General features: G+C 59.1%; 12 protein-coding genes and 1 pseudogene. 9 read left to right on the top strand and 4 right to left on the bottom strand.

Going from position 1 to position 14643, the window contains the following annotated elements:
* The first annotated feature begins 101 nt into the window (after positions 1–101).
* Positions 102–827, top strand: coding sequence for an outer membrane protein (locus tag ACVINW_RS19750; protein WP_456752825.1), 726 nt, complete (start codon positions 102–104; stop codon positions 825–827).
* Between the two features lie 304 nt (positions 828–1131).
* Here the strand turns inward: ACVINW_RS19750 and ACVINW_RS19745 are convergent, their stop codons facing one another.
* Positions 1132–1311, bottom strand: a complete 180-nt coding sequence (locus ACVINW_RS19745; RefSeq protein ID WP_456752824.1) for a LuxR C-terminal-related transcriptional regulator — start codon at positions 1309–1311, stop codon at positions 1132–1134.
* Positions 1266–1958 carry an autoinducer binding domain-containing protein gene (locus tag ACVINW_RS19740; RefSeq protein ID WP_456752823.1) on the bottom strand — a complete coding sequence of 231 codons (693 nt, stop codon included), beginning with the start codon at positions 1956–1958 and terminating at the stop codon, positions 1266–1268. Before ACVINW_RS19740 ends, ACVINW_RS19745 begins: the two co-directional genes overlap by 46 nt.
* Before the next feature lie 1491 nt (positions 1959–3449).
* Between ACVINW_RS19740 and ACVINW_RS19735 the strand changes: the two genes are divergently transcribed.
* Positions 3450–4166 carry a sulfite exporter TauE/SafE family protein gene (locus ACVINW_RS19735; RefSeq protein WP_456752822.1) on the top strand — a complete coding sequence of 239 codons (717 nt, stop codon included), beginning with the start codon at positions 3450–3452 and terminating at the stop codon, positions 4164–4166.
* A 1513-nt stretch (positions 4167–5679) separates the two neighbouring features.
* Here the strand turns inward: ACVINW_RS19735 and ACVINW_RS19730 are convergent.
* Positions 5680–5811, bottom strand: a complete 132-nt coding sequence (locus ACVINW_RS19730; RefSeq protein ID WP_456752821.1) for a hypothetical protein — start codon at positions 5809–5811, stop codon at positions 5680–5682.
* Positions 5812–6290: 479 nt separating this feature from the next.
* Between ACVINW_RS19730 and ACVINW_RS19725 the strand changes: the two genes are divergently transcribed.
* From ACVINW_RS19725 to hemN, 6 genes and pseudogenes are all read left to right on the top strand, one after another.
* Entirely contained in the window at positions 6291–7139 is an 849-nt protein-coding gene (locus ACVINW_RS19725; protein WP_456752820.1) for a type IV toxin-antitoxin system AbiEi family antitoxin domain-containing protein, read from the top strand.
* The gene (locus ACVINW_RS19720; RefSeq protein ID WP_456752819.1) at positions 7136–7489 is read left to right on the top strand and encodes a nucleotidyl transferase AbiEii/AbiGii toxin family protein; all 354 of its coding nucleotides are present in this window, start codon (positions 7136–7138) and stop codon (positions 7487–7489) included. Before ACVINW_RS19725 ends, ACVINW_RS19720 begins: the two co-directional genes overlap by 4 nt.
* Positions 7486–7752: pseudogene (locus ACVINW_RS19715) on the top strand (nucleotidyl transferase AbiEii/AbiGii toxin family protein); the annotation flags it as partial. The gene ACVINW_RS19720 and the pseudogene ACVINW_RS19715, both read left to right, overlap by 4 nt.
* A gap of 316 nt (positions 7753–8068) precedes the next feature.
* The gene (locus tag ACVINW_RS19710; RefSeq protein WP_456756608.1) at positions 8069–8560 is read left to right on the top strand and encodes a hypothetical protein; all 492 of its coding nucleotides are present in this window, start codon (positions 8069–8071) and stop codon (positions 8558–8560) included.
* Between the two features lie 345 nt (positions 8561–8905).
* Positions 8906–9028, top strand: coding sequence for a hypothetical protein (locus tag ACVINW_RS19705; RefSeq protein ID WP_456752818.1), 123 nt, complete (start codon positions 8906–8908; stop codon positions 9026–9028).
* A gap of 862 nt (positions 9029–9890) precedes the next feature.
* The gene (hemN, locus tag ACVINW_RS19700) at positions 9891–11225 is read left to right on the top strand and encodes an oxygen-independent coproporphyrinogen III oxidase (protein ID WP_456752817.1); all 1335 of its coding nucleotides are present in this window, start codon (positions 9891–9893) and stop codon (positions 11223–11225) included.
* A 381-nt stretch (positions 11226–11606) separates the two neighbouring features.
* On the opposite strand, the gene ACVINW_RS19695 is transcribed toward hemN, so the two are convergent.
* Positions 11607–12119: a hypothetical protein gene (locus ACVINW_RS19695; RefSeq protein ID WP_456752816.1), complete on the bottom strand. Its 513-nt coding sequence runs from the start codon at positions 12117–12119 to the stop codon at positions 11607–11609.
* Between the two features lie 1036 nt (positions 12120–13155).
* On the opposite strand from ACVINW_RS19695, the gene ACVINW_RS19690 reads away from it, so the two are divergent.
* Positions 13156–14523 carry a carbohydrate porin gene (locus ACVINW_RS19690; protein WP_456752815.1) on the top strand — a complete coding sequence of 456 codons (1368 nt, stop codon included), beginning with the start codon at positions 13156–13158 and terminating at the stop codon, positions 14521–14523.
* The last annotated feature ends 120 nt before the right edge of the window (positions 14524–14643 follow it).

The raw sequence follows: 14643 nt of genomic DNA, 5'->3' as shown, positions 1-14643 counted from the left end.
CTCATTTCTTCCGAAATGATGTGGTGCCGCAGTTACAGCAATTCGCGATGATCTTGTTAAGACGCATCGCGCCGGGCGGCATCAAAAGGAACGACACTCGAATGAAGAATTTGCTGATTCTGACTGCAAGCATCGGCGCACTCACTGCTGCCGCTCCCGCATTTGGCGCGGACTTCGCCGCGCAGCCTGTTAACATCAAGGCGGCACCGGCGCCGCTCGTAGCCACAATCAATGACTGGTCCGGCTACTATATCGGCATCAATGGCGGCTGGGGATCGAGCCAGAATTGCTGGGACTTCAATGCCATCACTCCCGAGGGTTGCCATAATTCGACTGGTGCTACCGTCGGCGGCCAGATCGGTTATCGCTGGCAGATCTTCAAAACGGTCTACGGCATTGAAGGTCAAGGCAACTGGGCCGACTTCAGCGGCTCCAATGTCAGCACCGCCTTCCCGGCAGACATCATTGGCACCAAGACAGATGCTTTCGGCTTGCTGACCGGCCATGTCGGCTATGCGTTCGATGCCGTGCTGCTCTATGTCAAGGGCGGTGCTGCGGTGACCAGCAACACTTATCACGTCAACTCGGTGGCTACCGGGACCGAAATTGCCAGAAACAACGATGTGCGTTGGGGTGGCGCCCTCGGTGCCGGTATCGAAGTCAGCCTCACCCCGAGCTGGTCGGCTGGCGTCGAGTATGACCATTTGTTCATGCAGGGCAGCAACGTAACCTTTCCGACAGCGGTTGGCGGTGATCGCGTCCACCAGGACGTCGATCTCATCACAGCGCGGCTCAATTACAAATTCGGCCCGGCGTTTGGTCGATAGCGGCCTCCATGCGCTTGCGGTCAATCGAGAACCCCGACCGTCGGTCGGGGTTCTTTCTTCAAGCGCTCGTGTCGCATCCACCGATACCTCGTGAGCGGTCGGAACCAGATCATGCTGGAAGTCACAAGGTTACTGGAGCTCCAAGGCCGCCGGTCCAACTCACGATCCGACACGCCGATGGTTGTCGAGCTTCATAATCCGAAGCCGGGCCTGAACAGAGCGTCGTGTGCGTAATTTCGATAAATAATGCAGCTGAGGTTTGCCGGAAGCTGCGGCAACAATTCTTAAGCCGGCCGGTGCTTGCTCAAGCGAGTTGGGAATTCAAAGAACATTGAGGCGTGTTGCCAGGACGATCGCCTGGATCCGGTTGGTGGCGCCCAGCTTTCGTATCGCATTTTCTGATATGAAAATTGACCGTATTCTCGCTGATTTCCAGGATCATCCCGATTTCCCACGATGATTTTCCTTCCGCGACCCATCGCATGCAGCTGATCTCCCGCTGCGACAGTGCCACTTTCTTCTCACCGCCATCGTTGCAGGGACGCGCGATGTCGCCATAGGCGGTGTGAAAGTGCCAGGCCAATGCATTGAGATGACCGATGCGATCCTGAGGATCGGCGTCGTCCGACGGAGATGCAAACGACACCACAGATACTCGGCCAGCGGCCCAAACAACGGCACGCTCATGCCATGCTTCAGGCCCGCCTCTCTGGCTTCGTCCAGTACGCGTCTCTCGTCAGGTTGAAGGCGATAGTGGTCGGCCAGTTGATCCCATAAAAACGGCCTGGAAAGCATCGGCGTCCGCCGGACCACCGGATCGATGGTGTGGTACTTGCGTTTGAAGTATCGCTCGCACCAGTCTGACGGCCATTTCACGGCCACGGTCGGCGGTGGATACTCCGCCAGGCGAAGCGGCTCGACGAAATTGAGGGCGCCGTAAGCAACTTCACTGAAGCCCTCCTCGGTGGCGCAGCTGACAAGAAGCTCGAACAGCGCTCTGAGCGAATGCGTCTGGTTTGCGCATTCAGTAAAGCTAAACAGGTCCATAACGGGCGGCTCAGGACGCCGATCCAGGTCGCTGTCGCTGCTTTCAATTGTGGCTGTTTCAGGCGGAGTCAAGTTCCGTTCCATGACCTGAATTCCCCGGCTTGCTCTTCGTGAAGTCTGGAGCGCATGCTGCCTCAGATGCCATCCCGAATTCGGTGCGCTACGCCCACTTCGGTGACGTGATCGAACGCACGACGCAGACCATGGCGCTCACGTCATTCAATATGATCTGCCCGGCGCGCAGGCCACGCGCCGAGGGTTGAAAATCACGCCAGAGACGGCCATGTTGATAGTCTGCGTTCGCGATGCACAATTGACCTGCTGAACCGCCAGTGGCGGAAGGTCGGAGCGCCGGTTTGGCGGGCGTGCGGGCGCTACGGCTTGGGGGCGGTCGGGCGGCCCTCCTAACGGTTCAGTCGGCGGTACGAGCCACCAAGCCCGACCCGCTGCGACGTCAGCATAAATAAGATTCGATTGTGCAAGAGCTATGTCCGGCTCGAGTGAGGCTTCGCTGCGGCCTGACGGCGAGCGCGGGCAGACCCTAGATGCTGAACTTCGCGAGCCAAGCGAGCTAGAGCACGCGAGCCCGCTCGGCGGCTCTGGCTTCGACCTGCGTGGCGACACCTCGATGCTCTGCTTGCCGACGGAGATGACAAGGGCATCATTTCTCTTCCCCGTCTTGCGAATTGTTGGCATCGCTTTTCCTCGGCCGGTCCTTCGTTCGTCCACGACGTCGAGGGTGCGGGCGATGAGCAACACGCAGCAGCCGTCGCAAAAGGTGGTTTCCCAGCATCAGCGGACGGCCTCTGAGAGGCTCGGTCGCGTAGGTTCGGCGCGAATAGATCGAAGGGACAAATTGCAACCACGTCAGGGGCGCAACGGGAGATACGCTAAGCCACGAGAGCTGCTTGATGCAGCGGACACTTTGCATGCGCATCTCCATCGGAGAGGACCTGGGGCCGGACCAGCAAGTGCCATACCAACATTTGGATTTCAGAATCCAACCGCGGAATCACCGGCTTGAAAGAGCGGGCGGCTCTGCGTTATCTCGCATTGAAGCGATCATGACATCGGGAGGACATCCGACAGAGCATTTGCGCGAGCCCCGGCACCAGTTGATCTGGATCAAGAAAACTATAGCTCTCACCACAGCCGTCCCGAGACGCTTTTCGCTTTAAACTCGTCAATGCGCTCAGCGCAGCGTCAACACACCGGTAGGAAAACACGGCGAGTGGCCGATCAGCGATGACGAAAAAGCAGGTCAGACGACGTGACAGGTGCAGCGGCTCGGGATGCGACCGTTGACGTCAAGGATGGCCGAGAGCATTGCCCATCTGACCGACCTTGTCCGTCCACCGCCAACTACCAAGGTCTCGCCCTACCCAGTCAACTACAAGGCTTAGCAATTGATGGAGACGATCGCCACATGGCAATCGTGACCGACCATGGGTCCGGCCGCATGCACTCCGACTAAAACCCGGAATGCAAAGCCAACGTCCCGACAGATCGAACAATTGCGCCTCGCCCTAGCGGGCCGTCGCAACCAAGGCGAAGAGCTTTGCCGAGATCGGTGAGATGTTTTCTCTGCTTCTGGCGATCATCTCACTGCTCTATACGACCGTTGGTCAGGCGGGGGGTACTGCATTCCTGGCGCTGATGGCTTTTGCTGGTCTGCCATCGACAGAGATGCGCCCAACGGCGCTTGGTCTCAACATTGTTGTCGCGACTTATTCTACGTGGGTTTTCAACCGCAACAAGGTTGTTGACTGGATAATGCTGCGTCCGCTTCTGCTTTCATCGATGCCAACGGCGCTAGCCGGTGGTCTCATGGTGCTCGAGGAACACATTTACAAGACGCTTACCGGGTTTGTCCTTCTTCTGGCGGGCGGCGTGATGATCGTGCGGCACGGACGCACCGTCGAGCGCGGTTGCGGAACTCCGCTCTGGGGAACCTTGAGCATTGGAGCAGTCACGGGCCTCGTTTCCGGGCTGACCGGCGTGGGCGGCGGAGTGTTTCTCGCCCCCACGCTCATCGCACTGAATTGGGCATCACCTAAGCAGACCGCCGCGCTGTCGCCGCCTTTTATCCTGGCCAACTCCGCTCTCGGCTTCGCCGGAGTTCTTTTCACCGGTCAATTTCCGTCATCGAATCTCGGGCTTTATGCAGTCGCCGCACTGGCGGGCGCCGTGGCAGGAACAGTTATCGGCCTGAAGTGGATGAGCCAGACAACCGTAAGGTTCATCCTGGTGGCGGTTCTGCTCATCGCCGGCATCCAATTGGTTCGTGCTTGAAAATCTTGCGTCTCACTTTTCACAGCGGTCAGGTCGAGGTTCAACATGATGCAAACCGCGGCTCAAATCGAGCTTGAGAATCTGACGCCGTTTCAAAGCCTGCTAGTAGCGATCGAGCAGCATATCTCAAACCAGGAAAAGCTGCATGGCCGGGCAACGGCGGGGCACATCACCGTTCGGTACCCGGCTAATCGTCACGGACCGGAATGGTCAGTATCAGGTGAGCAGCCAGCTCGCGCTTCCCAATGGGCGGGAGGTCAATGTCGGGCGTGGCGCGCGGGTGAGATAGACGGCACGCCGACCTCGCCTCCGTCGTGCGCGACGGCTTCAATCAAACGCTCAGCCAGCTGCAAAACCGAGAGCACCTGATGGGCGCGGGTCAGGCACGCCCTCGTGAAGGAGAGCCATAGGTACGGTCGTGCGGATCGATCCAAGGGGGACATTCGGCGTTCTGAAGAGCGATGAGGGCCATGAGATGTACTTCAATTTAATCAGCGTCCTGGAGGGTCGGAACAATCTCGTTATTGGCTCGCGCGTCAACTATGTCGAGGTGCTGGGTGAAGACGGCCTGCAAGCGTTCGCAATCAAACATTTGAGCAGGCCGGCTTATGAGCCTGATGTGGTACCGGCGAGCCCAACCCCCGGCAAGTTATGCGAACGATCGATACGAGGCCATAAACGGCGGGATCGATGGTAGCCGAACGAGCCATCGAGTTCGGCGCGGGCGCGCCATTCCAATTTCCGAGATCCGAATTCAAGCTCGCATATCGGTCCGACTTGCCGGTCTCGATCCTGAAGGCATGCTCGGGAGGGATTTCTCTTCGGGCAAGTCGAGGAGCGCACGTAAATCCGGATCCTCTGCTGCATCAAAACGACGCCTCTCGCGGCAGCGAAGCACTCAATTAGCGATAAAGCTCTCAATATGCCAACCGTGATCGCCCGAAGACTTTTTCCTCGACAGGCGTAACAAGCGTCATCTGGCTAAATTTCGGTGTTGTGGCGATCGGCAACACAGCCGATGTATCATGGCGCGCCTTGGGATTTACATGAATAGGCGCTCAGCGAGAGGCTTCATTCGCTCTCGGCCAAACGGCGCCGGAATTTCCTCGGCTACTTGTCCTTGGAGTTGCCAGTCATGTCCCAGCTGTGCCCTACATAATACCGATCCCTCTTCAATTGCACGACGGGGTCGGAGCAGGTATCGGAAATAGCCCGGAGGAAGCGCTCACTGTTCTCGGAGCGAATAAAGCGGGTGCGGCGCAAGGGGATTCAAACCGGAAATGCCAAAAACCGTCCCAGCGTTCAAATGTCTCAGGTGTGTGCGGATCAGTCATCGGCCTTGGTGAGCGAGTAGCTCGTATCGCGCCCTCCCCGCTCGTCTTTCGTAAGGATGCCGCGATTAACGAGCTCATTGATATCGCGCAGCTACGAAGCCCGCCAGACAGGGGTGTCGGGTGATATTTCGGCGCCATCCGGACCCATCACGTGGCACTTGCCGGCGGCGCGCCGGCGACTATTCGAACGCGGGCCAGCAGCCGTCTTCCTCGAGCCGGCCGGTGCGCTGCGTGCAGGTGACTTCGAGCAGCTTTTGGCCGACGTCCTTCCAGACCGCATCCGGACCGTAGAGACGGGTCGCGTCGACCATTCGGATCTCGACGGTCCGGGCGCGGCGGCTGCAGCCGACCCGAAAAACGGTGCCTGTTGATGTCGCAGAGCCGCCGCTTCTGGATTGGATAGGCGGCAGGCCTGGTGTCGGCGCTGACATCGTCCAGGACGGCCTGCCAGTATTCGGGCGGCATCGGGTCGCCCGGACCGATAGCCGGCGATCCGGGTGCGTTTCCGCCGACGGGATGCCTTGCCGCCCATTTCTCGAATTCTTTTCGGCTCGGCATGCGCCAGCTCGCGGGTCGATCGGACATGCGCAAGACAAGAACACAACAAGAACAAGGAGTCGAGCCTGCGGAGTGAGCCGTTGGGCCAGCAGCGACGGAATCGTGATTAAAATATATTTCTTGTGGGTTTCTCTAGAGATAAAATCATATACATTCTAATCTTCGGGTTGCATATCTGGGAATGATTAGATTAGATTATACTCCATATTCGTCACATGAAAGCAGATATGCCATGAATTTTAATCTAAGGACGCTCGGCGCGGAAGAGGCCAAACTGGTACTATCGCTTTCGTCCCGCCATGCTTCGACCGTAACGGTCGCGGAGGCGGCCGATCTCCTCGGTGGGGAGAGTCGTGCGCGCGGTGTCCTGCGGCGGCTTCACGATCGGGGTTGGCTGCAGCGCGCGAGCGCCGGCCGATACGTGTTGCTGCCTGCGGAATGGGGCGCCGAGAAGGTCGAGGACTTCGACGTCTACGTGCTCGCTTCGGCGACGGTCGCGTCCGGATACATCGGTTGGTGGGCCGCCGCCGGCCGACACGGCTTCACGACCCAGGTGCCGTCGATCCTTCATGTCGCCACCGAGCGCCAACTCGCCCCGCGCGAGATACAGGGCACCGAGGTCCGCTACGTCAAGCTGACGGCGAAGAAGTTCTTCGGGTGGCAGGACATGGATTCGTTCGGCCGGACGTTCCGGATCTCGAACCCGGAGAAGACGATCGTCGACTGCGTCGATCGGCCGGATCTCTGCGGGGGCCTCGTCGAACTGACGCGCATCGTCGCGGCCGGCACGCATTCGGTGTCCGAGGACGCGTTGGTGGATTGCGCCCTGCGCGTCGGGTCGGTTTCGACCTGCCAGCGGCTGGGCTACCTGCTCGACCTCGTCGCGCCGTCCTACCTATCGAAGGCCGAACGCGAGCGGATGCGCGGCTTCATTCCGCCTTCCGCCCGATCGATCGTAGGCCGGGACCGGGCGCACGAGGACGACGTGGGTTACGTCCGCGACTGGGGATTGCTGGTCCATGCCAGCCAGTCCGACCTGCTCGCCGAAGTGCCGCAGTCTTCACGGAGTCCAGGACCATGAGGTCCTTCTTCGACAATCCCGCCTCGCTTCAGAAGGCCGCCGCTCTGCTCGGCGCGCGCCGCGTCGACTACGTCGAGATCGACGTCATCCTGACGCACCTGCTTCAGCGCATGAGCGAAGCCGGCCTGATGGATCATCTGGTGTTCAAGGGCGGCACCATGCTGAGGAAGATGATCTTCGGCCAGACCGGTCGTCTGTCGACGGACCTGGACTTCGTCGTCCGCTCCGTCGACGGCGTCGAGGCCGACGACATGGCGCTCGAGATCGCTTCCGTCTTCGCTGACGACTATCGAGGAATGAAATTCGGTCTGGAGCGACTCCGTCGGGCCACATCATCAAGATCGAGGTGAGCTATCGCGCAGATCCGATCCTGCGACCGGTCGCGATGCCGCACCTGAAGCAGCCGTATTTCTCCGAACTTGGCTTCGAACCGGTTGCTATCCCCTGCCTGCAGCTCGAAGAGGCCGCGGCTGAGAAGATCAGGGCCGCCTTCCAGCGGCCGAAGATCCGCGACCTCCACGACCTGCAGCAGCTGCGCAAGCAGAGGTTCGATCCCGAGTTGGTGCGCCGGATGGCCGTCCTGAAAATCTGGGAATCGCCGGAGGGGCGCTCGTTCGAGCCCTTCGCGTTCGACACCTTCGTGGCGCGCATGCAGCGGCGGATCGAGGAAGGCAGATACGAAGAGGGCGACCTCAAGGGTCTGCTTCGCCGGCAGGATAGCGTCGACCTCAAGCGGATGGTCGCCGACGTCTCCGATACGTACGCGTTCCTCCGCTTGCGGCCGACTCGTCGTTCGACACCGTTGTCCTCCTCGTTCACCTCGGATTCGGCGACGTCTCGGTGGATTGTCCGGCTCTCGCCGAGCCCCCTGGATCGTCCTCGGCGCAAATCCGACCGAGAGCATCATCTCTCTTGCGGACAGCGGCACCATGACGCTCGAGGCATTTCTGCTGCAGATGGCCAGGAACGGCGTCGAAAGCCATCTGCCCAAGGGCACCGTCCGGTTCGAAGGAAAGCGGTGCGGGAAATCGTCGTGCAGGCGGCCGAAGGCACGCCGATTCCCGCCACCTTCGACATGGATACGATCGTTCGGCATCCGCATCTCGCAGGTAATCCTGTCGTACGAGGACCTGAACGACTTTCTGTTCAGGGTCGCGGTCGAGGATTGCGTTTCCAATTCCGTCTACAGGGCCGCCCGGAAGAAGGATGCGCCGGCGACGTCGTTCGAGAGGCTGGACGCCTCTGCGGTCGAACCGAGATTTCAGGGCAAGATTCTCGCTCTGACGATGGGCACGTTTTTGCCGTTCTCGGAATTCGACGGCCTCGCACCCGGCGGCCCGTCGAGGCTCGACGGACGTTCGGCCCGCGATTCCGAGACCATCGCTTCCGTCAGGGAGATACTCGCCGGCCGGCGGCTCTGACCGCTACGGAAGAACCGCTCGACGGCTTCGTAGGTGCGCACGCGCTTCAGGTACGTGACCAGAGAGGTGCGGGTCTACTGATCCGCCCTCCCGCACGATCTCGAACACATCATCCAATGAATCACGCTCGCCGGTTGGCGGCGAGTACCTCTTTCAACAGCCTGCTAGAAGGAGCAGAAAAGGCCCGCTTCCGCCAGGCCTACAATCAGAGTTCGCGGAGAACGAGGCCTTCCTCCTGAGCGACACAAACGCCCGCGCGCTGTGCGCCGACGCCCATGAGCGCAGCAGGGCACTCTACCACGCTGCAAGCCAATCGTTGTTGGTCGATGATGTCGGCGAGCCTGGATGAGCGCATCGTTCCTAACCTCGTCGCACACCAATGCTGGAGACATCCTGCGCTCGATGCCGGTTGGCACCGAGACCGACGCGATGATCGATGCTTCCTTGGCGGACTACGTCAAGCAGTGAGAGCCGCAGGGGCGTCGGATTGATGCGGGACATTGCTGACGAGACCCGAATTGCACAATTGCGCGGCTCTTGCGAGAATCGATAACCGCAAGCGATCGCAAGAAACAGGCGAAATGAAGTGCAAAACCGCAGCAGAAATATATCGGAGATAGTGTCGAGCTCGCCTTCGCGGTCACCAGCGCCTGAAACCTGGTTGTGGAGAGCCACTTGTCTTCGAGGAGACGCCTACGAGCCAAGGCGCCCCGACGCACTTGCCGGGCTTGGAAGTGCGCCGGGCCCGCCCCAACATCATCAGTACATCCGTGACGATGCTCGCGGCAATGAGACAACCAGCGTGGCGGAATTGAGGCCCATCCATTCTTTTGCAGTGAAGTCCAAAATGGTTTCATGTGCGGCTCCAAAGGTCTTGAATCTCACGTAGCGTCAAGTTCTATGATCTCGCACTTGTGTCGGCGTCATCCAACAGCAACTTGCTGTCGCATGGCATCGCCAGCCGGACGCATCCTGCTCGCGGCATTTCATCCGCCTGGCAAGGAAAAGGAGCGACACGCCTCTCGGCCCATCGACCCCACTGAATAGTCCGAAGCCTTGCGAAGTTCTTGCGCGCAGGTTGGTCGGAAGAGCGTCTGGCGGCTATTGATCATGGGCATGCGAGACGTTCATCCTTCCGAGGAGCATTCAAATGATTGCCCGTGGATGTCTCTCACGCCAACCTCCGTCCCTGACAGCGGCGGCAATGATATCGAGAACGTGATTGGGATTTCACGACCAGATTTTGGGCGAGTTGACATAACGCAAAGACACAAGAGAGCGCATAGTTCAGTTCAGCTTCAGATCGGAATGAGCATGGGAACGTCAAGCCTTGCAGACCGCACTTCTGAACAAGTATTGCGATGCTCGCCTGCCCTGGTACACCATCTACCCAACTGTACCTGATTTCTCCACGGCGATCGGCGCCAATACTTGTGAGACATGGTTGAGGCGGCTGCCGCCCGATGAACCCGTATCGCTCTATCTCCACGTTCCTTTCTGCCAGTCGATCTGCTGGTACTGCGGCTTTCCCACGAGCGTTGTTCGCAGCGAGCGGCCGGTTCGCAATTATTTGGCGGCGCTGCGGGAGGAGATTCGTTTGGTTGCAGACCAACTGCCGCGCGCCCTGCCCGTCTGCGACGTGCATTTCGGCGGCGGGACGCCGACCAGCATTGCGGCGGTCGATTTTCTGGCTCTGATGGAGCTGCTACGCCGCTATTTTGCCTTCAGTAAGTCGCTTGCTGTCGCCATCGAAATCGACCCGCGCGCGTTCACGACCGAGATGGCGGAAGCCTTGGGGGCGGCCGGCGTGAACCGCGCGAGCATCGGCGTGCAAAGCTTCGATCCCGTGGTCCAAAAGGCGGTCAACCGGTTGCAAAGCGAGGCCCATGTGGCTTTTGCGGTCGAAAGCCTTCGCCAGCATGGAATAAGCCGCATCAACCTCGACCTGCTCTTCGGACTGCCACATCAGACGGTGCAGTCCTGTGTGGACTCGGCGAGGACGGCCGTGGCCATGCGGCCCGACCGGCTCGCGGTTTTCGGCTACGCCCACGTTCCCTCCTATATGAAACGTCAGCGCCAGATCGATGAGGCGGCGCTGCCTGACAATATTGCCCGCGCCGAGCAAGCCGCGGCCATGGCAGATACGCTGGTCTTCGCCGGCTACCACCAAATCGGGCTCGACCATTTCGCGTTGCCGGACGACGAGCTGGCGCTGGCCCAGAAAGCCGGTCGGCTGCGCCGCAACTCGTTGGGCTATTCGGCCGATACCCGTAAAACGGTGATCGGCTTTGGTCCGTCAGCCATCGGCCGTCTCCGTGAGGGCTACGTCCAGAACGAGGTCGAGACTGATGCTTATAACCAGCACATTAGAGCAGGTCGTCTGGCTATGTCGAAAGGCCACTTTCTCACTAAGGAAGATCGGCTACGGGCTGCAATCATCGAGCGCTTGATGTGCGATCTGGAGGCCGACGTGCCGGCACTGTGTGCTGCCCACGGATTTGATCCGATCACTTTTCTTGATTCAGCTGGCCGCTTGAAAGTGCTTACTGAAGACGGGATAGTAGAGATCCAGGACGGTTTCATCCGCGTCAAGCAGGAGCACCGTTTTGTCATCCGCGCTGTGGCTGCCGCATTCGATGCTCATCTCGACCGCACACCCTATTAGCAAAGCCATCCATGTGAGCAGATCGAAAGCATGGCAATCCTCACGAACGAGAGTGATCTGAAGAAGCGCCGCAGGCAGACGGTTGAAGGGAAGATCTAAATTCGGTTCATGCCGAGAGATGCGGATCGAAATAAGGGAGGCATCTTTGCCTGGCTCGGAGATATTGAGAAAACTTGCTCGCACGCCGACTAATGCGGCACCGTTTTTTTATCGCCAAGTTGAGGCGTAGACGTGCCCACGGGAAGATCAGCCGCTCGCGCCTCCAAGGTCGGCAGCCGCGAACAATGCGATTAGTTCACGATACCAATCGTCGGGTAAAATATTTACAAATCCGACATTTTGTATCGAACGTGGCAGGCTGTCCGCGCAGGAGCTGAGGCTTCAAGGCCTGCCCGTCTTCTGTCCTGCGATCACTGGCGCACCTCCGACGGAAACAGACCCCTGTGGTTTGGACCTCTCGACGCGCTTCCGGGCCCGACTCGAAGCAGCTTGTGCCGGCGAAGAAGAAATAACGGAGGGGTTGGAAGGGACAGGTGCTGGAATCTGCAAGGAATCAATCCGCGAAGTCAGCACCGTGATGTGATCCGAGATCCCTTTAAGGTCCCTCCGCTGAGCATCGATGAGGCGGCTGAGTTCTGCAATATCCTCGCTCGCCTTCTGCTGCGCCCAACGTATCTCGATCATGGATGTCCTGTCCTCCGGTGATAGGCCCGCCGCCGAATCGGCGAACCCGGCTGGCGGCGTCTCGACAAACCCTGCGAGGCTCCCTCCAAAATGGGCTGCGGCTGAACACAAGCCGACGAGGACAACCAGAAACATCAAACCCCAGCGAATGCGTCCTGACGTGCCGTATAATAACGGCCGCAACTCCGAAGCGGCCGCCTGATCAATCATCTCCATTGTCCCCTACCCGACCGCCCCCGTTTCGACTGGCTTGTTTCCTTGACGCGAGAGCTGGCTGAACTCACTGCTCCCAGCAAACCGCGACCGCGACAACGTCATTCTTCGCAAATCGCTGGCTCCGAGGAAGCGATCATGTGCGAACACATTACGCGAGCTCCTGCGTCACGGTGGCCAGCGGTAGACATACTTCTCTTCTTCATCGGTTATGGTGCAGCATTTTCGCATCATTCAAGAGAACCTTGCAGGCTTTCTCACCTTGCCGGCCGTTGATGTGAACCGACCGCTATTTCCCTTCCAGATCTGCCTCTCGCCTTTCCGTGCTGCAAAGACCGGCAACTTCACGGCCGACCGCTGCACAAGGCGCACCAGCTGGCGCTCAAGCTATCTCGCCATTGGAGCGGCAAGCGTTGGACATGGCCAACTACCAATTCCAGCAGGTTGATCGAGACGACGGACACATGGCAAGCGTGGCCTACCAACGCCGCGCGTCAGAGGTCTAGGGAGTCGGAATGCATCACAGATTTTCCGCGCCGACGGAGCGGGCGGGCTCATCAACTGTTTGCCCACAGCCACCAAGGTAACTCGAAACCGGATCGCTCCGATCTCCTGGCCTAAATCATGGACGTTGGGACACGATCTCTGCGCACACGGATTAGAGATGACCTCGCCGGGATTACGAACCTCCTGCCCGTGCGGCGGCGTGACGCGCCTCAGAGGCCAGTTCTTGAGATGCCGCTCTGGCCATCGAGGCCGGCTTTCAATCCGTTCATGGCTCGCAAGAGAGGACACGAAGCACACTGTGGGTGATTGCATTGTTGCGGCGACGACGCCTCAAACATCTTTGGCTACCGCCGCACTTTCCTGCAGCTTGCGATCAAGCGAGACGCAGCGGCGCCTTACCGCCGCACTTTCGCTCGTGGCTTGTCTGGCTGGCACGCCTGTCTTGGCACAAACTGCCGACGAGCCTGATGCCAAGTGCAACTCCGCGGCACAAGCTATCAGGAGGAGAACGCCGACAGTCCACGACATGGGCACAAAGCTCCGGATCGGCGCGGTCAATGAGCCAGTTCAACTTCGCGCCTCGGCGCTGGCATCAGCTCCCAACCCGCCTCTCGTCAAGCGCGGCGGCTCCGATCGGGGTGCCCAAACGCGAACGCAAAAAAGGATTGGTCCCTTCGCACGCTTCGATACTTTCCGGGAAAAAGGGATCTGGCTCAACATACCCGGCCCTGCCGACACGGTTGATCAGGACAAGAGCGGCGTTAGATCCGCGCTGGCAGACGTTGGCATCGGCTATATCGGCTGGACGCACAACATCTTTGCAAACAACCAGCTGCCGAATGCGGCTAGAACCAGCATCGCCAACCAGCTCTACACGGGGCAGAATCCGACGTTTGCTACGGCGAATTTCCTGATCGTCACCTATGATCTCAGCCGGCTTGGCATTCCCGATGGCCAGATTGTCGTGGGTGCCGAGCAGCAATACTGGACATGGAAGCGCCCGGGGCCGGATCGAGTGGGATTGAATACACTCGCCTATTATCAAACCTTCCTCGACAGGACGTTCGAACTCAAACTTGGCTATCTCCGAAATGCGAACGAGTTCACCGGCACGTTGTTCGCAGGCATTTCAGGATCGAATATGTTCACCTTATTCCAAGCCGGGATGAGCACCAACGCCGCGCCGACGCCCGCCGTCAACCTGAAGTACAATCTTGATGACTACCTGTACAACAAAGTCTCCGTGCAGCGCTCCATCAGTCCAGATGGTCCTTATGCCGAAATAACGGAGAATCCGACCGGCCTGAACTGGAGCACGGCCAATGCAGGCATTCTTTTCGTTGATGAATTTGGTTACAAGCGCAAGGCCGCTCCGGGGGTTCCTGACACGTGGCTGCGGGCGGGCGTCGGTTTCAACAACAGCCGTTACAAGAATTTAGCAGATCCGGATCAACAAAGGCAGATCGGGAATAACTTTCATTACATCGCCGCTGACAGGCAGCTCTGGCAGAGTGATGTCGAGGGGACGCCATCTCGCGGCATCTATGGCGGATTCTCGATCATGGGAGCCCCGCCTGATCTCAACAGGATCAGCCAATATTACGAGCTTCGTCTGTATGCGAAAGGACCTTTTGATAGCCGGCCTACTGATCTGATTGGTCTCGTCGCCAGCAACACCGCCTGGAGCAAGTTTGCAGTGGATGCTGCTTTAGCAAAAGGACAGCTTGCGCATCGCGACACCACTGCAGTTACGGGAACATACACCGCCCATCTCGCTTCAGGTATATATGCAACGCTCGGACTGTCATACGTGCATAACCCGACGAGCGTCACGCACACGCCCCAAACGGAACACGCCCTCAATCTGTTGGTGTCCACGCTGATATTCTTCTAGTTCACCGAGGACGCACACCAGTTCGGCTTGCCGCCCCGGGCTCGTTAAAATTATGTGCTACTTCTGTCAGCCGCCGGCTGGAGGTTGCCAGGGAGCCGACCAGAAGCTAGCTTTCCAATG

It is taken from the genome of Bradyrhizobium sp. USDA 4461 (assembly GCF_054055655.1).
Note: the sequence above shows the minus strand (reverse complement) of the source record. Positions and strands in the feature narration are given on the sequence as shown.